This is a genomic window from Idiomarina aminovorans, assembly GCF_023155095.1.
Lineage (GTDB): Bacteria > Pseudomonadota > Gammaproteobacteria > Enterobacterales > Alteromonadaceae > Idiomarina > Idiomarina aminovorans.
Map to the genome: position 1 here is coordinate 21878 of NZ_JAKNDA010000004.1, position 19078 is coordinate 40955.

At 47.5% G+C, this 19078-nt stretch carries 17 protein-coding genes, 2 tRNA genes and 1 pseudogene; 10 read left to right on the forward strand and 10 right to left on the reverse strand.

Annotation, left to right across the window (positions count from 1 at the left end; all coding sequences use genetic code 11):
* Positions 1–73: 73 nt before the first annotated feature.
* The 3 genes and pseudogenes from L8G48_RS08680 to L8G48_RS08690 form a co-directional block, all read left to right on the forward strand.
* Positions 74–1915 (forward strand): GNAT family N-acetyltransferase, encoded by a 1842-nt coding sequence (locus tag L8G48_RS08680; protein WP_248264217.1) that lies wholly within the window; start codon positions 74–76, stop codon positions 1913–1915.
* A 3-nt stretch (positions 1916–1918) separates the two neighbouring features.
* The gene (locus tag L8G48_RS08685; RefSeq protein WP_248264218.1) at positions 1919–2836 is read left to right on the forward strand and encodes a histone deacetylase family protein; all 918 of its coding nucleotides are present in this window, start codon (positions 1919–1921) and stop codon (positions 2834–2836) included.
* Positions 2837–2878: 42 nt separating this feature from the next.
* Positions 2879–3133, forward strand: a pseudogene (locus tag L8G48_RS08690) (cation:dicarboxylate symporter family transporter); the annotation flags it as partial.
* 57 nt (positions 3134–3190) lie between these two features.
* Here L8G48_RS08690 and L8G48_RS08695 read toward each other — a convergent pair.
* From L8G48_RS08695 to orn, 4 genes are all read right to left on the reverse strand, one after another.
* Positions 3191–3266, reverse strand: a tRNA-Gly gene (locus L8G48_RS08695).
* Between the two features lie 40 nt (positions 3267–3306).
* Positions 3307–3382, reverse strand: a tRNA-Gly gene (locus tag L8G48_RS08700).
* A gap of 97 nt (positions 3383–3479) precedes the next feature.
* A complete protein-coding gene (locus L8G48_RS08705) occupies positions 3480–5012 on the reverse strand; it encodes a BCCT family transporter (protein WP_248264219.1) in 1533 nt (510 codons plus the stop codon).
* Positions 5013–5051: 39 nt separating this feature from the next.
* Entirely contained in the window at positions 5052–5603 is a 552-nt protein-coding gene (gene orn, locus L8G48_RS08710; protein ID WP_248264220.1) for an oligoribonuclease, read from the reverse strand.
* 69 nt (positions 5604–5672) lie between these two features.
* Here orn and rsgA point away from each other — a divergent pair, with 69 nt between their 5' ends.
* The 3 genes from rsgA to L8G48_RS08725 are packed head-to-tail and all read left to right on the forward strand — an operon-like array spanning position 5673 to position 8322.
* Complete coding sequence (gene rsgA, locus L8G48_RS08715; protein WP_248264221.1) at positions 5673–6716, forward strand: small ribosomal subunit biogenesis GTPase RsgA; 1044 nt, start codon at positions 5673–5675, stop codon at positions 6714–6716.
* A 2-nt stretch (positions 6717–6718) separates the two neighbouring features.
* Entirely contained in the window at positions 6719–7597 is an 879-nt protein-coding gene (asd, locus tag L8G48_RS08720) for an archaetidylserine decarboxylase (RefSeq protein WP_248264222.1), read from the forward strand.
* On the forward strand, positions 7594–8322 hold the full coding sequence (locus tag L8G48_RS08725; protein WP_248264223.1) for a glycerophosphodiester phosphodiesterase: 729 nt from the start codon (positions 7594–7596) through the stop codon (positions 8320–8322). The genes asd and L8G48_RS08725 overlap by 4 nt, the downstream gene beginning before the upstream one ends.
* Before the next feature lie 12 nt (positions 8323–8334).
* Here L8G48_RS08725 and L8G48_RS08730 read toward each other — a convergent pair whose 3' ends face one another.
* From L8G48_RS08730 to nudC, 4 genes are all read right to left on the reverse strand, one after another.
* Positions 8335–11433: an efflux RND transporter permease subunit gene (locus L8G48_RS08730; RefSeq protein ID WP_248264224.1), complete on the reverse strand. Its 3099-nt coding sequence runs from the start codon at positions 11431–11433 to the stop codon at positions 8335–8337.
* Between the two features lie 3 nt (positions 11434–11436).
* Positions 11437–12492, reverse strand: coding sequence for an efflux RND transporter periplasmic adaptor subunit (locus tag L8G48_RS08735; protein ID WP_248264225.1), 1056 nt, complete (start codon positions 12490–12492; stop codon positions 11437–11439).
* Between the two features lie 108 nt (positions 12493–12600).
* Positions 12601–13677: a uroporphyrinogen decarboxylase gene (gene hemE / locus L8G48_RS08740; RefSeq protein ID WP_248264226.1), complete on the reverse strand. Its 1077-nt coding sequence runs from the start codon at positions 13675–13677 to the stop codon at positions 12601–12603.
* Between the two features lie 77 nt (positions 13678–13754).
* On the reverse strand, positions 13755–14552 hold the full coding sequence (gene nudC, locus L8G48_RS08745; protein WP_248264227.1) for an NAD(+) diphosphatase: 798 nt from the start codon (positions 14550–14552) through the stop codon (positions 13755–13757).
* A 102-nt stretch (positions 14553–14654) separates the two neighbouring features.
* Between nudC and rsd the strand changes: the two genes are divergently transcribed.
* Positions 14655–15131 (forward strand): sigma D regulator, encoded by a 477-nt coding sequence (gene rsd, locus L8G48_RS08750; protein ID WP_248264228.1) that lies wholly within the window; start codon positions 14655–14657, stop codon positions 15129–15131.
* Between the two features lie 62 nt (positions 15132–15193).
* On the opposite strand, the gene fkpA is transcribed toward rsd, so the two are convergent.
* Positions 15194–15940, reverse strand: a complete 747-nt coding sequence (fkpA, locus tag L8G48_RS08755) for an FKBP-type peptidyl-prolyl cis-trans isomerase (protein WP_248264229.1) — start codon at positions 15938–15940, stop codon at positions 15194–15196.
* 94 nt (positions 15941–16034) lie between these two features.
* Here fkpA and L8G48_RS08760 point away from each other — a divergent pair, with 94 nt between their 5' ends.
* The 3 genes from L8G48_RS08760 to L8G48_RS08770 all read left to right on the forward strand — a co-directional run bounded on the left by L8G48_RS08760 (position 16035) and on the right by L8G48_RS08770 (position 18226).
* Positions 16035–17030, forward strand: coding sequence for a WD40 repeat domain-containing protein (locus L8G48_RS08760; RefSeq protein WP_248264230.1), 996 nt, complete (start codon positions 16035–16037; stop codon positions 17028–17030).
* A complete protein-coding gene (locus L8G48_RS08765) occupies positions 17027–17251 on the forward strand; it encodes a SlyX family protein (protein ID WP_248264231.1) in 225 nt (74 codons plus the stop codon). The genes L8G48_RS08760 and L8G48_RS08765 overlap by 4 nt, the downstream gene beginning before the upstream one ends.
* Before the next feature lie 75 nt (positions 17252–17326).
* Positions 17327–18226, forward strand: coding sequence for a phosphoribulokinase (locus L8G48_RS08770; RefSeq protein ID WP_248264232.1), 900 nt, complete (start codon positions 17327–17329; stop codon positions 18224–18226).
* On the opposite strand, the gene L8G48_RS08775 is transcribed toward L8G48_RS08770, so the two are convergent.
* Positions 18227–19078: a 23S rRNA (adenine(2030)-N(6))-methyltransferase RlmJ gene (locus L8G48_RS08775; RefSeq protein WP_248264233.1), complete on the reverse strand. Its 852-nt coding sequence runs from the start codon at positions 19076–19078 to the stop codon at positions 18227–18229. It lies immediately after the preceding gene.

Genomic DNA, 19078 nt, shown 5'->3' on the forward strand with positions numbered 1-19078 from the left:
TGATGAATTAACGACCGAGTCTATCTCAATTACAATGATTGCACAAAACCAAGCTCTGAGGTAAAACAAACGTATGACAACGGCAAAGTTAGACTGGTCAAAAATACTAAAGTCGGGACAAAGAATTTTTATTGGCTCCCACGCAGCCGTGCCAACGGCTCTAATCGATGACCTGATAGCAAACTCTCACGACCTGCACGATATTGAAATTGTGCAGCTAATGACGCTGTCCGATAACAAATGGGCGGGTCCGCAATATCAGCAGCTATTTAAAGTAAATACCTTTTTTATTGGTGGCGATACGGTAAGAACAGCGGTTAATGAAGGGCGGGCCGATTACACCCCCAGCTTTATATCCGATATTCCTAACCTTTTTAACAATGGCATTTTGCCGCTGGACGCGGCTTTAATCATGGTCGGCCCCGCCGATAAATATGGCTACCACTCTATGGGGGTTTCAGTGGATGTGGTGGCGGCAGCGGCTAAGTCGGCTAATACCGTTATTGCGCAGGTAAACCCCAATATGCCGGTTACTTACGGGCAATCCTTTTTGCATACCAATCAAATTAATCACTTTTGGGAACATGCTGCTCCACTGCCGGAATTACCGCCGCCAAGTCTGGAAAACAGTAAAATTATTGAGCGTATTGGCCAATATATTGCGTTATTAGTTGAAAATGGCTCCACGCTTCAAATTGGTATTGGTACGATTTGTGCAGCAGCACTGCGTTATTTGAGTAACCATAAAGATCTCGGCATTCACAGCGAACTTATTACAGATGACGTGATGCACTTAATGCTAAAAGGCGTTATTAATAACCGAAAAAAAACCTTCCATCCCAATAAAATTGTCACCAGCTTCTGTATGGGGTCAAAAGCTCTCTATGACTTTGTCGACCACAACCCTCATGTTGGTTTTTATCCGAGTGAATATGTCAACTCTCCCGCCAATGTTGCTCGCAACGACAAGCTGGTAGCCATTAACAGTGCTATTGAAGTCGACTTAACCGGACAGGTTGTTTCAGATTCCATTGGTCATCAATTTTACAGTGGCATTGGCGGGCAAGTGGATTTCAGCCGTGGAGCTTCTTTAAGTAAAGGCGGAAAACCGGTTATTGCCTTGCCATCAACCACCGAGGACGGCAAAGTTTCACGTATTGTTCCTTTTATTCGCGAAGGAGCCGGCGTGGTAATCTCTCGCGGACACGTACATTACGTTGTCACTGAATTTGGAGTGGCTTCGCTGCGTGGCAAAAGTATCCGAGAAAGAGCTCTGGAATTAATTCGGGTTGCACACCCTAAGTTTCGTAGTCATTTATTACAGGAAGTTCGTAAACATTATTGGGTTCCGCACTATCAGCAGCAAACACCGGTTGATGTGCCAGAGCTTGGCGAAATAGGCTTTAAAAAGCTGACCATCAATAATGAATCTTTTGATTTAAGGCCGCTTTACCCGTCAGACGAAAGACGACTGCAGGAATTTTTCTATTCTCATACCAAAGAGACCCTGCAGTTACGTTATAACGCCGTGCCCACAACCATGACCCGGGAAAAGTCCTGTAACCTGGTCAGTATTGATCAGTCTAAAGATTTAGCCTTGTGCATTGTCCATCAAAAGGGCTCGGCGGTTCAGATTCAGGCTGTCGGGCGTTATTACTTTATTGAATCTGAAAACAGCTGCGAAGTCGCTTTTGTTACCCGTGAGAAATATCAAGGCCGCGGTATGGCGGGAGTGCTGTTAGATGAAATGATCCGCATTGCCGAAGAAAGAGGATTAAATAGTATGCAGGCTTATGTGTTAGCCGCCAATAAGCCCATGCTCAACGTGTTCGAACGCGGCGGTTTCAAACGCCTTCCCGGCGAAGACCCCAGCGACGTATTACTCAAGCTTGAACTTAAAGAAGGCGCTCAATAATTTATGTCTATCGTTGTTTTTGGTCACTCTGACTGCCTCAATCATATTCCCGACGAACAACACCCGGAGTGTCCGGCTCGTATTACAGCAATTAACGATCAGCTCATTCGCTCGGGTCTGGACTTCGTTCTGGTCAAAAAGGAAGCCACTGAAGCCCCATTAACCGCTCTTTACAAAGCTCACACAAAAGCACACGTGGACTTTATCTTTTCAGAAATTCCGGAGTACGACCACGAATGGATTGACCCGGATACCTTAGTCACGCCCGGCAGTAAAGCCGCAGCACTTAAAGCAGCCGGAGCCGCTATCAATGCTGTTGATGATGTCATGACAACACTCAATAAACAGGCTTTCTGCGCCGTCCGCCCGCCCGGACATCACGCGACCCGGGACAAAGCCATGGGGTTTTGCTTGTTCAATAACATTGCCATTGCCGCTTACCACGCTCTGGAAACATACGGACTTGAACGCGTTGCCATTGTCGACTTTGACGTACACCACGGCAACGGCACGGAAGACATTGTGCAGGGCGACGATCGCATTTTATTTTGCTCTTCTTTTCAGCAGGCTTTTTACCCTTTTACCGGTGAAGACACCAGCGCCGGCAATATCCACAACGTGCCGCTTCCCGCCGGGTGCAAAGGCCCCCAATGGCAGGAAGCTGTCAACGAACACTGGTTTAATGCGTTAGATGAATTTGCCCCTCAGCTGATACTAGTTTCCGCAGGCTTTGACGGGCACGCAGAAGACGACATGTCACAGTTCCTGCTGAAAGAAGAAGACTATCACTGGATAAGCCTCAAACTGAAAGAACTGGCCGACAAACATTGCGACGGCCGTATCGTATCTTGCCTGGAAGGTGGGTATAATCTCAGCGCGCTCGGCCGAAGTGTGGTCGCACACCTAAAAGGTATTCTCTAAAATTATAAGTGGTGAGTCACTATGGGATTAGTTTTAAAGCTCGTTGCTAACTTTACCGTTCCTTTGTGTGCCACCGTTCATCTGGCCGGCTCGACCATTACTATAGTTAGCGGCGCCGTAATGTCGGCGGTGGGTCTGTTGGGATCTATGTTGGGCTTTGGCGAAACGGCGGTCGCTTTAATGATTGCGCTTTACATGGCACAAGACAGCTTCGGAACCGCCTGTAATATTACCGGTGATGGTGCAATAGCCATGTTTGTAGATAGCTCGAAAGAGAGTGAACAAACGACGAATTAAGGCATTTGGTCGCTGGTACGTATTAAACTCAGTTTAAGCGTGCTAGCGATTAAGAATTGGAGCGGGAAACGAGATTCGAACTCGCGACCCCAACCTTGGCAAGGTTGTGCTCTACCAGCTGAGCTATTCCCGCGTATTAGTAATTTTTGCAGTATTTCTGGAAAGTCTGACGTTGGAGCGGGAAACGAGATTCGAACTCGCGACCCCAACCTTGGCAAGGTTGTGCTCTACCAGCTGAGCTATTCCCGCTTCGTCAGTGCGGCGTGTATTCTACCCATTACGCCGCATTCGTCAATGAATTTTCGGAAAAACCTCTTTATTTGTCTAACATTTCGTCAGTTTTATATCACGATTGCTCTTCGTACATCGCCTTTGCCGTTTGAGGACCGGTCCAAAGAGTGGGTAATATAACCAGCGATACCGGTAATGCAGTAATAACGATAAACTGCTGCAGCACGCTAATTTGCCCCGCGCCCATATAAAGCAGTACCGCCGCCATAATCGCCATAGCACCGCCCCAGAAAACACGCACCCATGGCTGCGGCTCATCATGCCCGGCGCCAACCATTGCAATAGAATAACTCATCGAGTCACCAGTAGTGGCTACGAATATCGTTGTTAACAATAAAATAGCCGCAGCCATTATTTTTCCGCCAGGTAAGGCTTGCGCCACAGTTAAGGTCGCAACATCAAACCGGAAGTTTGCCAGTGGCTCAGTCAGGTCAAACACTCCCTGCATCTGATAAAAAATGCCGGAGCCACCGAGTAACGTAAACCAGATGGTTGTCGCAATAGGAGCGATAACAGCCACAGAGATAACCATTTGTCGAATTGTCCGCCCCTGCGAGATACGTGCTACAAATACCGCCATCAAGGGCGTGTAACCAATAAACCAGGCAAAAAAGAACACTGTCCACCACTTCATCCACCAGTCTGGTGCTGTGTTCGTTGTCATTGTCGCCATTTCAAAGAATGAACCAATATACTGTCCCATTCCCTGCAAGTAGCTATTCGCTAAAAATAATGTTGGTCCAAAAATAACGATAACAGCAGCAATTGCTATGGCTAAAAAGACATTCATTCTGCTAAGAAACTGAATACCTTTGTGAAGGCCGGTTAACGCTGAAATCATGTAAATGGCGGCAAGGCACAACAGAATAATAAGCTGTAACGCAAAGCCGTCGGTTGCACCAAACAACTCACTCAGTCCGAAACTGACTTGCGTTGCCAGAAAACCAATGGGACCAACGGTTCCGGCCACCACGGCGATAACGCAACAGGCGTCAACAATACTACCCAATACGCCTTTTAGTGCCCGTTCACCGAATACCGGGTATAACAACGTGCGTGGTTGAAGAGGTTTACCTTTAACGTAATGCGAGTAGGACAGCACAATGGCAGATAACGACCCCAAAACAGCCCAGGCTAAAAACCCCCAGTGCATAAAGCTTTGCGCTAACGCGGGCGCAATAGCACTTTGACTGGCTGCATCAGCTGAAGTCACCGGCGGTGTTACCAGAAAATGATAAACCGGCTCTCCTGCAGCAAAGAACACACCGCCGCCTGCAAGCAAGGTACACAGGATCATGGAAAGCCAACGGAACGTGCTTATTTCAGGTATCGACCTTGCACCAATTCTGGCTTTTCCGTAACGACTGAGAGCGGTACCTATAGCGATAAAAAACGTGAGTATTAACAGCAGTTGAAAGAAGGAACCAAAATACCTGGCGGTCCAGGCAAACCCTTTTTTTATTGCGGTTGCTGTTAGCGTTATGTCCCAAAGTGATAAACCGAGGAATAAGACAATAAACCCCATCGTTAAAGCAAGTACGATAATATCGCCTACGCTTTTTTCTTTCGATACTTTCGTCGGTTCCATGTTATTCCCGCTTCGTTCAGTCTTAAGCCATAGTACCCATTACAGCCTTAAAAAGTTTTCCCGGTAGTGCCGTAATTCCGCAACAGATTCACGAATATCGGCTAAAGCCTCATGCGCACCGGACTTTTTAAAGCTATTCGCGACTTCCGGATTCCAGCGTTTAGCCAGCTCTTTTAATGTACTGACATCGAGGTTCCGGTAATGGAAAAAAGCTTCCAGCTCAGGCATATGTTTTGCTAAAAAACGACGATCCTGACAAATGCTGTTACCGCACATTGGTGATACACCAGCATCAATATGTTGCTTTAAAAACTCAATAGTTTCTGCGGCCGCTTTGCGCTCGTTGTACTGGCTCTTTTTTACCCGCTCAACTAAACCCGAGCCGGTATGAGTTTTCACATTCCAGTCGTCCATTCTGGCCAGGTACTCTTGTGGCTGATGAACGGCAATAACAGGACCTTCGGCCAGAGTATTTAGCTGAGCATCGGTCACTATGGTGGCCACCTCAATAATGTGATTATCTTCAGGCTCCAGGCCAGTCATTTCAAGGTCAATCCAAATTAAACGTTGTTTCTTATCGTCTTCAGTCATTACCCTGCTCTCTCAATACAATTTGTTGTATGATAGCGTCATTTCCAGCACGACAACAGGTTAACAGGCTTGGTAAAACGCAGACGCCTGAACAAGGGCCAACAACGGCAAGTTTCAGTCAATCAGAAGAAGCGACTGAAAAACTCCGATATAGAATGGACTGACAGCCAGCTTAATCCGCCGGAGGCCGGTCGGGTTATCAGTCGGTTTGGGCAACATGCCGACATTCGGGACGAGCAGGGAAATACTTATCGTTGCCATATTCGAAGGGTTATCGGCAGCCTGGTCTGCGGCGACAGCGTACTTTGGTCGCGGGCTACCGCCGAGCAACAGGGAATGCAGGGAGTGGTTGTGGCCGTGCAGGAACGTGAGAGTTTGCTTTCCCGCCCCGATTACTACGATGGTTTAAAACCGGTTGCCGCTAATATTGACCAAATTTTTATTATATCGAGTGTGCTGCCCAGCTTCTCTTCCCCTCTTATTGATCGTTATTTAATAGCTTGCGAAGATATGGGTATAGAGCCGGTTGTTGTACTGAACAAAGCCGACTTACTGCCGCAAATTGATGAGCATGAACGCCTTCATATTGAGCAACGCCTAAAAGACTATGAAAGCATCGGTTATAAGGTTCTTCAGGTCAGCAGTACAACGCAAAGGGGGCTCGATAGTTTACAGGACCTGCTAAAAGATAGTATTTCCATTGTTGTCGGTCAGTCTGGTGTGGGTAAATCCTCTTTGGTCAACCAGCTTTTACCCAATGTTAACGCCAATACGAATCTGGTGTCCGGCAATTCAGGGTTAGGCCAGCATACAACCACCGTAGCCACCTGGTATGATTTAAAGCAAGGCGGAGCACTGATTGACTCTCCCGGCATTCGGGAGTTCTCGTTGTGGCACCTTGAACCCGAACGAATTGCCCGCTGCTATGTGGAATTCCGCGATTATTTAGGCGGCTGCAAATTTCGCGACTGTAAGCACGCTGATGACCCCGGCTGTGCCTTGCAAGAAGCTGTCAGCAACAATCAATTGCATGAATGGCGGCTTTCTAATTATCATCGCATTATAGAAACGATGAAAACACAAAAGCCCAGTCGGGCAACTCGAGGTAAATAACTGTGGCCAAGACCGATAAAGTCAAAATTTTCTTCCAGCATGTCATGCCTAAGCATTTGATTTCCCGCTTGATGGGAAAGTTCGCTGCGGCACGTGCCGGATGGTTTACTCAGCTGTTTATCCGCTGGTTTATCCGGCAGTACAAAATTGACATGAGTGAAGCCATTCACGAGTCACCTAAGGCTTATAAAACCTTTAATGAATTTTTTACCCGTCACTTAAAACCGGAACTAAGACCTTTAGAAACCCAAGATAGCGAGCTTGCACATCCTGTCGATGGCGCAGTCAGCCAGTTAGGTGATATTGAAGATGGCCGTATTTTTCAGGCAAAAGGCCACGATTATTCACTACAGGAATTGCTTGGTGGCGACGAAGAAGACGCCAAGCCTTTTGTTAAGGGTAAGTTTGCTACTATTTATCTGGCGCCGAAAGACTACCACCGCATTCACATGCCTTGTGACGGCGTTCTGAAAAAGATGATTTACGTGCCGGGTGATTTATATTCCGTTAACCCGTTAACAGCAGCCAATGTACCGAACTTGTTCGCCCGTAATGAGCGGGTTGTCGCTATTTTGGATACTGAATTCGGCCCCATGTCGATGGTTCTGGTTGGTGCAACTATCGTTGCCAGTATTGGTACGGTATGGTCAGGAACCGTAACGCCACCCACTGGTGGACGCATTCAGAGCTGGTCTTATCCCACCTCGGGGCACACCGCCATACACCTCAAAAAAGGTGAAGAAATGGGCCACTTTAAACTCGGCTCAACGGTGGTATTAACCTTTGCCGAAGATGCGATTGAATTTGATGACGACCTTAAACCTCATTCCATCACCCGTATGGGCCAGGTTATGGCAGAAAGCAAAGAGAACGACGATTGATTTTATGGGCTCATCGAGGAGCCAGTTATGAGGCTCCGGAAAATACACTCGCCGCGTTTTCCCGCGCATTGGACAGCGGCGTGCACGGTATTGAACTCGACGTGTATGCTATTGACGGTGAGCGCTTTGTGTTCCACGACCGATATCTGGCGCGTCTGACCGCTACGCCGGGCAGATTAAAAGATTTAACCGCTGAACAGATCAAGCAGTTGAAAGTCTTTGGTCAGCAATCCATACCCACCTTACGCGAAGCACTGGCTCATATTAATGGTCATTGTCATGTGAACATTGAACTCAAAGGTGATGTCCCTACTCAGGAGTTACTGACTGATATTGATTACGCATTGGAACACGCTAATTTCAAACCCGGGCAACTGTTAGTTTCGTCTTTTAATCATCATTGGTTAAAACGGCTTGAAAAGCGCCGGTCTGAGATTAAAATTGGCGCTTTGAGTGCCAGTTGCCCATTGAGTTATTGCTACTTTGCAGAAGAGTTACAAGCGTTTTCAGCTCACTTTGCCGTAGACTTTGTGACACCGGAACTGGTTGAGGATGGTCACCAAAGAGGCTTACAGGTCTATGTCTATACTGTCGACGAGCACCATGATATTGAAGAACTGCACGCCATGGGCGTAGACGGCATTTTCACAAACCACCCAAGCTACGCACAAAATGTCGTTGCCGGACTAACCACTACCGGCAACGAACCTATTTTGCATTATTAGCAAAACCGACCATCAACTATGATGGTCGGGATATTCTTCTTGTAAAGATTCCAGCTTGCGAGTAAGCGCCATTGGCGAACTGGTTTTCCGTGCCAGAGCAATATACAGCGCCGGAATAACAAAGAGTGTCAGGAAAGCGGATACCGCAACCCCGGCAAAAATTACCGTACCAATAACCATACGGCTTTCCGCGCCAGGCCCTGAACCTAAAATTAGCGGCAAGGCACTCATCAAGGTTGTAAATGCTGTCATCACAATAGGCCGTAAGCGTTGCTGAGCGGCTTTAAGTGTTGCCTCTTTAAACTCGACACCTGAGTCACGGAGCTGGTTGGCGAATTCAACAATAAGAATGCCGTTTTTCGCCGCCAGACCAATGAGCATAACAATACCAATTTGGCTGTAAATATTGATACTCATACCCGTTAAATACAGTGCCAATAAGGCACCAACAATAGCCATAGGCACGGCCAGCATAATAACCAGCGGATGAATAAAGCTTTCGAACTGTGCAGCCAGAACCAGAAAGGTGATAACCAGGGCGAGGCCAAACACAAAAACAATCGAGTTTCCGCTTTCCTTATACAGCTGCGATTCGCCTTTATAGTCAATTGAGACATCTTCCGGCAGCTTGTCTTTAACCACCCCTTCCAGATAGTTTAATGCCTCACCCAGCGAATAACCGTCAGCTAAATTAGCCTCAATAGTAACGCTACGCATCCGGTTGTAACGATTAAGCCGCGCCGATGTTGCCTGCTCAGTAATGGTCACCAGATTGGAAAGCGGGATCAGCTCGTCGCTTTTGCGCGAACGAACGTAAATATTATCGATGGCGCCTGGGCTACGATAATCCGCTTTTTCACCTTCCAGCATCACATCGTACTCTTCTCCCCGGTCGAGATAAGTGGTCACTCTCCGCTGTCCTAATACCGACTGCAGCGTAATACCGATGTCCTGCACTGAAACGCCGAGATCTGCCGCACTGGCTTCATCGACCTGAATTAATAGCTGCGGCAAAGTTTCTTTGTAATCGCTATCAAGATTTTGTAGCCCCGAATTTGTCGCGGCTTGCTCAATCACAATATCCCTAAATTCCGCCAGACGCTCATAAGTGTTGCCTTGTAAAACAAACTCCACCGGACGTCCACCGCCGCCGCTAATACCGCTTCGCATAAAAGCGAAAGCCTGAACACCAACAACCGAATTCAGCTGCGAGCGCATTTCTTCCATTAAGTCAAAACTCGACCACTCTCGCTCATCAAAAGGAACGGCGCCGACAATGGCAATACCGGCACTACCGCCCCAACCCGGAGCGCGGACAATCAAGCGATCAATTTTACCCTCATCAATATAGGGCAGCAAAATCTGTTCTATTTCATCCATATGTCGCGAGCTCGATTCAAAGCTGGCACCCTCAGCACTGCGAACCTGAATATAAAAGGTTCCACGGTCTTCCGGTGGAGCGAACTCCTGAGGTATTAAGCTGAATAATCCAAAGGCAACAACTCCGGACATAACCACCAGCACAACAGCCATAAAAGGGCGCTTCACACTCTTTTCAAGTACTCTGCTATAGCCGCTTTCAAGCCAGTTAAAAGTCGCGTCGAAGCCTTTACCAAACTTGCTGGTTCTTTCCTTTTTACTCAGTATTTTAGAGCTCAACATCGGCGTTAACGTAAGTGCAGCTATGCTGGAAAACGCCACAGCCGCCGCCATTGCAATAGCAAACTCGGTAAAGAGTTTTCCGATGTTGCCATCCAGAAAAGCGAGAGGTACAAACACGGAGATCAATACCAACGTGGTGGCAACAACAGCAAAACCCACTTCTCTGGCACCTCGGTAAGCCGCCAGGATAGGCGGCTCCCCCTCTTCGATACGACGATAAATATTTTCCAGCACCACAATGGAATCATCAACCACCAGGCCAATTGCCAGTACCAGGGCGAGTAAGGTGAGCAAGTTAATGGAAAAACCCAGTGCAAATAGCACCATGTAGGAGGCAATAATGGCAACCGGCACCGTCAATGCAGGAATAATGGTTGCTCTGATATTCCCCAAAAACAGGTAAATAACCACAATAACCAACGCCATGGCGACAGCCAGAGTGTTATAGACCTCATCAACCGAGCCCTGAATAAATATTGAAGAGTCATAGCTGGGTGCCAGATACATAGTTTCCGGCAAGGTTTCCTGAATTTTTTTCATTTCCCGATGAACGTTATTCACGACATCAAGAGTATTGCCTTTGGATTGCTTGATGACCCCGACACCGACCATATTAACGCCGTTACCCCGAAAGTCAGTTTTATCATCCTCGGCTCCCAACTCAACCCGTGCCACTTCACCCAAACGCACTAAATAGCCGTCATCACCTTGTCGTATAACCAAGTTCTTAAAGTCTTCCGGGGACAAATAAGCCCTTGCCATCCGAACAGAAAACTCTCTGTCTGTTGACTCAACTTCGCCAGCCGGGAGCTCAACGTTTTCTTCCCGTAGCCGACTGACAATGTCAGTTACCGTTACCTGCCGTGCAGCCATCGCATCACGGTCCAGCCACACGCGCATGGCATAGCGGCGATCACCACCGATAATCACCCGCGCAACCCCGTCAGCAACCGACACACGATCGACAATGTAGCGGTCGGCATAATCAGTCAGCTCCAGAATCGACATACTCTCGCTGCGCAAGTTATACCAGACAATGGTGCTTTCATCGCTCGACGCTTTTGATACTTCAGGCGGGTTGGCCTCTTCCGGCAGGTTATCGAGCACTCGTGACACACGCTCGCGAACGTCATTAGATGCCGCGTCGATATCCCGGCTTAAATTAAACTCTATACTGATTCTGGAACGCCCGTTGCGACTGCTCGAGCTGATATTTTTAATACCTTCAATTCCGCTGATACGATCTTCGACCAACTGAGTTACCTGGGTTTCCACCACCTCAGCAGAAGCGCCGGGGTAATCGGTATCAATCGAAACGATAGGGCGATCAATATCGGGATATTCACGCAATGGCAACATGGTAAAAGCCACGATGCCAAAAACCACCAACAGAATATTCAGTACGGTCGCAAAAACCGGACGTTTTACAGAAAGGTCAGACAACAACATAATTTAACCTCCCTGCACAGCAACAGGTACGCCGTCACGAAGGCGAACAATACCTTCGATAATGACTTTTTCTCCTGGCTTAAGGCCGCCTGTAATTTCTACGATACCGGGTTTACGGCGACCAATAGTCACTTCCTTCTGGCGCGCTCGGTTATCCGGCGTTAAAACATAAACGTACTGCCTGTTCTGGATAGGAATAAGCGCTTTTTCGGGCAGTAACAAGGCTTCATCAATGCTTCGTAACAAAGTGATTTTTAACAGCATCCCCGGACGCAGGCGCTCATCGTCGTTATCAATTTTAGCACGCACTTTAACCGAGCGAGTGACAGGATCAACACGCGAGTCAATGCTGGCAATACGCCCGATAAATTGTTCACCCGGATACGCCCGGCTGCGTGCAACCACTTGTTGATCAACTGCGATACTGGCGAAATAGCGTTCGGGCACACTAAAGTCAATTTTAATCGGTTTGATATCATCCAGCGTGGTGAAAACATCGCCCGGGCTGACTAATGAGCCCGCGCTGATTTCCCGGATACCGACACGGCCTGAAAAGGGTGCATGAATTTTCATCTCGCGTAACGTCGCCTCTGCGACTTCTAAATCGGCCTGCAGACCGTTAACACGAACTTGCTGTTCATCAAACTGTTGTTGCGAAGCTGCATTGCCACGTCGTAATTCAGTAATACGTTCCAGCTGGCGCTTTGCTTCGTCTAAACTAAATTTTAATTGTTGTACACGAGCAACTTCTTTACGGGCATTCAACTCAGCCAACAGTTGGCCCTGTTCAACTAAGTCACCACTTTCAAAATAAATTTTATTGACGACGTCCTGGGTTTGCGTGGTAATGCGAACGGTTTCATTGGCCATGGCGGTGCCAAGTGCTTCAATCGTATCGCGAAACTCACTAATTTCTGCAGTCTGAATTTTTACCGGAACCGTTTGTTCTTTGCCCTCTTCTCTTTTTTCTTCAGGCGGGAATACAAACAAATACACAGCCGCCGCAATCAAAATAACGACAACAATGGTTATAGGGTTAATCCAGGAGCGTTTCGCCATGCTTACCTCTAAGTTCATAATACAACGGTTTTAACATAGGCCATTGTACGCAAAACACCGCCCAAAGGCGGTGCGCTTAACGAGGATTATAGCGGTTTAATCGCAAATTCAATCGTTTGAATGAAATGCCGGACTGTATTTATGAATAGCGTTAATAAAAGCAGCCGCGTGTTCAGGGTCTACTTCAGGGTGAATTCCATGGCCAAGGTTAAACACATGACCCGGACCGGAGCCATAGCTTTCTAAAATAATTTGTACTTCTTCCTCTATTCGCTCCGGGCTCGCATAAAGCATGCTGGGGTCCATATTACCCTGCAGCGCAACTTGCCCGCCAACACGGGCGCGAGCATCGGACAAGTCGGTTGTCCAGTCCACGCCAAGTGCATCCGCACCGCTTGACGCCATAGCTTCCAGCCATTGACCGCCATTTTTGGTGAATAAAGTCACAGGCACTTTGCGTCCATCGGCTTCTCGCGTAAGACCCGCTACAATTTTCTCCATATATGCCAGAGAAAAGGCTTTGTAGTCTCGCGGCGATAACACCCCACCCCAGGTATCGAATATCATTACTGATTGTGCACCCGCCGCTATTTGTGCGTTCAGGTACTGAGTCACAGATTCTGCCAGTACGTTCAACAACCTATGCATGGCTTCAGGCTCGGCAAACATCAGCTGTTTTACTTTAGAAAAGTTTTTCGTACTTCCACCTTCAACCATATAGGTTGCCAGTGTCCATGGACTGCCAGAAAAACCAATGAGCGGCACACTGCCGTCAAGTTCACGACGAATAGTACGCACCGCATTCATCACGTAGCCTAATTCGTCTTCCATATCCGGAACGGCGAGGTTTTTAATAGCCGCTAAACTACGCACTGGGTTTTTAAACTTAGGGCCCTCGCCTGCTTCAAAATATAAGCCTAATCCCATGGCATCGGGAATGGTCAAAATATCGCTAAACAGTATGGCTGCATCTAAGTCAAACCGACGCAGCGGTTGCATAGTCACTTCGCAAGCAAGCTCGGTGTTGCGGCACAATGACATAAAATCGCCGGCCTGCGCGCGCACCTTCTTATATTCAGGCAAGTAACGCCCTGCCTGACGCATCATCCAGACAGGTGTGCGATCAACCGGCTGTTGGGCCAGTGCGCGCAGGTAACGATCATTCTTAAGCGCCGAAGCGGTCATAGCAAATCCAGTAATTGATTGATATCAGTAAGCGCTATTTTATCAGTCCGCAAGCTATGGCTCCATGAAAACTTGTGCTACCTCTTTTGAGAGAGAGCAATCAAGGTTCTGGCTATGGTTCCTTCCGGTGGGATAGCGGGAAGGTCGTCAAAAGCAAACCAGTCGCCGGTAACCAGCTCATAAGGGTCGATATGCAATTCACCTTCGGCCCAATCGGCAGTAAATCCCATCATTAGAGAATGAGGGAAAGACCAGGGCTGACTCAGGTGGTACTGAATGTTCTTAACGCGAATGCCGGCTTCTTCATAAACTTCCCGCTCTAATGCCTGCTCCAGGCTTTCACCTGCCTCAACAAAACCGGCAAGTATTGAGTGCATACCGGCTTTGTGGCGCTTTCCCTGAGCCAACAAAATTTTATCGTCTTTACGAATAGCCACAATAATGCAGGGCGATACTCGCGGATAGCACCGATGCTGACACTGGTTACAGTGCATGGCCAGTTCCCACTCAATGGTCTGCATGCGTGCACCACAGCGGCCACAAAATCGATGGGTATTGAGAAAGTCACTGAATTGACGCGCCCGGCCCGCCATCTCAAACTTTTCCATATCCTCAACCACCAGCAGCTGTCTTAATGGTGCAAACTCGCCCCCGATAAACTGCTCATCCATATAGTCTGCCATTACCAGGTAGCAGCTGCGCTCTCGCAACGCTCCTATTTCGACCACTCTATATTCATTTAAATCGGGATACGTTAAGTCTTGCAAACAACCAAAAGGCACTTCCCCGCTATCATCTAAAAAAAGATGGTCGGAACTGACGATGAACCACCAGGCCGGTTCATCAACTGCTGGTTTTGAATACAAAGTTGCCATAATAATTCCGCGTATCGAATCCGTTTGATTTTCTGTAAAATTAGTTGAGTTCTAGTGCTTCTGACTTTACATTGGGTATAGAAATTATAAACGGAGAGTATCATGTTAAGCCGTAATGAGCAGGCAAAAAAGCGCTGGGGTGGCGCTCATAAAAGTATCGACCTCTGGTTGTCTGAGCGCCAGGATTTATTAGTCAATTACTTTAAACTTGCCGCGCTTCCGCCTTATGAAGGCATCCGCCAAGGCTTACCAGATGTTGTCGATATCCGTAATTTCTGCGGGCAATTGGTCGACTATGTTTCAGGCGGCCACTTTGAAATTTATGATCAAATAGTGCGGGAGGCCAGCTCGCAGGGCAGTTCTGTAGACGACTTAGCAGATGACCTTTTCCCTTTAATTTCTGACACGACGGAGATTGCGTTAGACTTTAACGATAGATACGGGAATGTAAACTCTACTGATCATTGCGAAACCTTTGACAGGGATTTATCCGCACTGGGTGAAGCCGTCGAGTTGAGAATGGAATTTGAAGATAAACTGCTCAACCATTTAGATGAACATCAGTTGATAACCGCTTAAACTTTTCTCTGTCAGCGAAAAAGCGCCAGCTTAAAGCTGGCGCTTCCACCAATAAAATCGTATTACTGCTGCTTTGCATCTAACTCGTCTTTTTGCACATTAAGCAACTCAACCGTAAAAATCAGTGTGGAATTTGGCGGGATCTGACCACCACCCACTTCACGTTCACCGTATGCCAGTTCCGCCGGGATCACGAAACGGTATTTAGCGCCTTCTTTCATCAACTGCAAGCCTTCAGTCCAGCCCGGAATAACGCGGTTTAACGGGAACGACGTTGGTTCCTCACGCTCATAGGAGCTGTCAAACACTTCACCGTTAATGAGCGTGCCTTCATAATGAACTTCAACCATATCGGTTTCAGATGGGCGAATTCCGTCACCTTGTTCCAGTACTTCGTACTGAAGACCCGAGTCGGTTGTTTGCACACCTTCTTTTTTGGCGTTTTCTGCTAAGTAGGCTTTGCCTTCTTCTTCAGACTTTTTACCTAAAACGTTCTGACGCTGTTCCATCACTTCCTGACGCATGGTATTTAAAATTTCTTCGGCTTCTTCGTCACTCAGTTGTGGGTCACCTTTAATTGCATCAACAAAACCCGCAATAACAACGTCGCGCTCGAGCATATAATCAGCTTCTTCCTGACGCTCAAGGTTGCGCGCAATAAAGCCACCAACAGAAGAACCTAAAGCGTAAGCCTGTTTATCTTTCTCAGTCGCTAATTCTGTTTCATTAGCCGGAAATTTTTCTTGTGAACAAGCAGTCAACGCCAGCGCCATGGCTGAAATAGCTAACGGCTTCATCAGTTGTGTCATCGTTTTCTCCAATTATCGTCTTGCATCCTTTCGGACTATGCCATAATAGTGTTATGTAACAGACCCATACTACACAACCACAAGGAACTTGCCTATGCCTTTTCTCAAGCTATGCGTTGCGTTTTCGCTGCTGGTTGTCGTTGCGGGTTGCCAACCTTCGCCGGAAAAAGTGAATAAAAAAATACACGCTGAAAACGGCACATACGCGGCCGATATTTCGGATGATGGCAGCTTGAGTCTGGTCTCTACCGATGATGCCGGGCTGCTACTTTGGCCTCGCTATGCCAACAGTCCTAAGTACCAATGGCAGCATAACGAAAACGAAGTCTCGCAAATAATAGACGTTGATATCAGTGCTGATGGCGCGGTCGCAGTTGCCGCATCGCGCAAAGAATTTTCTATGTGGGACATTAATAGCGGCGAAAATTTGGGGTTCTGGAAAATAGGTTCCGGCCGTATACAAAAGCTGGTCGTCAGCAAGAAAGGCGGAACCGTAGTATTGGCTAAGCGAAATGGTACTCAGGTTGCTTTTAACCCCGCGTCGGGCAGGCGCATTGAGTTTTACGGTCATACTGAAAATATTAATGCACTGGATATCTCTCCCAACGGTTTTTATGTACTCAGTGGTTCAAACGATCATTCAGCCATTTTATGGGATACTCGTAGCGGGCAAATAGTCCATCGGTGGCCGCTGGAAGGCCGAATCACACAAGTTGCCCTGCACCCTGACGGTCATTTCGCTTTCACTGCAGATGCAACCGACAACGCCATTATCCGCTCATTACCCGACGGAGAAACTGTTTCCAATTTAAAGTTTATGGAGCGCCATAAAATTTTTAGCGCGGCTCGTTTCAGTCTGTCTGCGGATTATCTCATTACCGGGTCACCATCACGTAAAATTGCAATTTGGGACACATCAACGGGAAAGCAACTCTCAAATTGGCGGGTGGATTTACGTGAAGGAAGGCGCCCAAGTAACGCCTCTGTGTTGTCAGTGGTTTTCGATGAACAGCAGCAAATGGTCATTAGTGAAAGCTCCGCCGGCCTTGCAGAGCGGTGGAATATCGACGTAACAGGTAGTAAAGAATGACATCAAAAAATATTGAAGAACAATTAGCCAATTTAGAAACGCAGTTGAGCTTTCAGGAAGACACTATCAACTCTTTAAATAGCTTAGTCACGGCACAAACTCAGCAAATGAGTGACATGCAAAAGCAAATTCGCTGGTTGGGAAAACGCATGAAACAACTGCAGGATAATCAGTCCCCTGACTCCGATCCGACCGCTGAGCCACCGCCGCCTCACTATTAAAGTCGTCGAGTTTACCTTGACCTTGGCAGAGCAGGTCAGTATAACAACTGTTCTTACTAAGTTTGCGAGAATGTTATGTCATCAAAGCACCCGATAATTGCCGTTACCGGTTCATCAGGCGCCGGAACAACCACCACAGGTCAGGCCGTACGCCACATCTTTCGTTCGTTAGATGTCAGCGCCGCCTTTGTGGAAGGTGACAGTTTTCATCGCTATTCTCGTCCTGAAATGGATTTAGCTATTCGGAAGGCACAAGAGCAAGGTCGCCATATAAGCTATTTTGGTGCCGAAGCAAACGACTTTGACCGTCTGGAATCTTTGTTTCGCTCTTATTCGCAAACGGGGAACGGAAAGGTTCGACGGTACTTACACAGCTTTGACGATGCGGTGCCATACAACCAGATGCCCGGCACGTTTACCCCTTGGGAAGAACTGTCTGAAAACACTGACACCTTATTCTACGAAGGCTTACATGGCGGCGTGTGTGGCAACGGTTACGATGTTACGCAGTATGTCGACCTGCTCATTGGCATGGTGCCTATTGTTAACCTGGAATGGATCCAAAAACTGATTCGCGATACTTCAGAACGCGGGCATTCACGTGAAGCCGTAACGACCAGTATTGTTCGTGGTATGGAAGACTATATTCACCATATTGTGCCGCAATTCTCTCGTACTCATATCAATTTTCAGCGTGTGCCGACAGTCGATACCTCAAACCCATTCAGCGCTAAAGACATTCCTTCACTGGATGAGAGTTTTGTGGTTATACGTTTTCGCGGCATTAAAAATGTCGATTTCCCGTATTATCTGCAGATGATAGACGGCTCATTTATGTCACGCACTAACACCCTGGTTGTACCCGGCGGAAAAATGGCATTAGCTATGGAGCTTATTCTGACACCACTTATTGAACAAATTATGGAAAGAAAAAACCAGGTGCGACGTCAGGTTGACTGGATATCCAGTAAGTAACTACTCACCAACAAGCCAGCGACTATGGAAGTTTGCACCGTTGTCCTGCGCTAACACTTTGCACAAAAAGGGCAGTAACTGCTCACTGTCCTTAACCACCCCATAAGGCGGATTAACCCAGAGAAAACCGCAACCATGAAGCCCTTTGCGTTCATCATTAGCACGTATATTCAGTTCTATAATCAAGGTTTTCGGAATACCGGCTAAGGCCGCAACATCACGATGAAAAGCCGCTGTCTTCAACTCGTCTTTAATAGGGTACCAGATGGCAAAACTGCCGCTTTGCCAACGTTTTAAACACTGCTTAAGCGCACTCACCACATCATCAAACTCGGTGGTGTTTTCAAAGGGCGGATCAATAAGTACCAGGCCTCGCTTCTCCCGCGGTGGTAATTGCGCGCGCACAGCCTGATAGCCGTCCATCGGTGCCAGTATCTGAACCTGCCGATTTTTACCTAAAGGGGTCTTTTTAAGTGTTTCTGCATCTTCTCTATGCAGTTCGCACACCACCAGCCGATCATTTTCCCGCAAGAACTCAGCAGCGATAACCGGGGAGCCGGGGTAATAGCGTAAGTTGTCACTATCGATATTAAGCGTTTCGACAACCTTTAAATACGGACTGGCTAAAGCCTCATTAGCGGCCTGTTCCGAAAAGCGTGCTATTCCCTGCTCAGCTTCTGCTGTTCTGACGGCTTCATCACCCTGAAGGTCGTAATAACCAATGCCGCCGTGCGTATCCAGAACAAAATAAGGTTTATCTTTTTGTTGAAAATACTCAAGCGCCCTGGCCAACAACAGATGCTTAAAAACATCAGAAAAATTGCCGGCATGAAAAATATGTCGATAGTTCAA

Bases quoted from the DNA above. Each gene is read 5' to 3' on its own strand.
- orn (WP_248264220.1), bottom strand. From the start codon at position 5,603: ATGACTGAAGACGATAAGAAACAACGTTTAATTTGGATTGACCTTGAA.
- nudC (WP_248264227.1), bottom strand. From the start codon at position 14,552: ATGGCAACTTTGTATTCAAAACCAGCAGTTGATGAACCGGCCTGGTGG.
- L8G48_RS08735 (WP_248264225.1), bottom strand. From the start codon at position 12,492: ATGGCGAAACGCTCCTGGATTAACCCTATAACCATTGTTGTCGTTATT.
- L8G48_RS08705 (WP_248264219.1), bottom strand. From the start codon at position 5,012: ATGGAACCGACGAAAGTATCGAAAGAAAAAAGCGTAGGCGATATTATC.
- L8G48_RS08760 (WP_248264230.1), top strand. From the start codon at position 16,035: ATGCCTTTTCTCAAGCTATGCGTTGCGTTTTCGCTGCTGGTTGTCGTT.
- L8G48_RS08730 (WP_248264224.1), bottom strand. From the start codon at position 11,433: ATGTTGTTGTCTGACCTTTCTGTAAAACGTCCGGTTTTTGCGACCGTA.
- hemE (WP_248264226.1), bottom strand. From the start codon at position 13,677: ATGACCGCTTCGGCGCTTAAGAATGATCGTTACCTGCGCGCACTGGCC.
- L8G48_RS08685 (WP_248264218.1), top strand. From the start codon at position 1,919: ATGTCTATCGTTGTTTTTGGTCACTCTGACTGCCTCAATCATATTCCC.
- L8G48_RS08680 (WP_248264217.1), top strand. From the start codon at position 74: ATGACAACGGCAAAGTTAGACTGGTCAAAAATACTAAAGTCGGGACAA.
- L8G48_RS08765 (WP_248264231.1), top strand. From the start codon at position 17,027: ATGACATCAAAAAATATTGAAGAACAATTAGCCAATTTAGAAACGCAG.
- rsd (WP_248264228.1), top strand. From the start codon at position 14,655: ATGTTAAGCCGTAATGAGCAGGCAAAAAAGCGCTGGGGTGGCGCTCAT.
- L8G48_RS08770 (WP_248264232.1), top strand. From the start codon at position 17,327: ATGTCATCAAAGCACCCGATAATTGCCGTTACCGGTTCATCAGGCGCC.
- fkpA (WP_248264229.1), bottom strand. From the start codon at position 15,940: ATGACACAACTGATGAAGCCGTTAGCTATTTCAGCCATGGCGCTGGCG.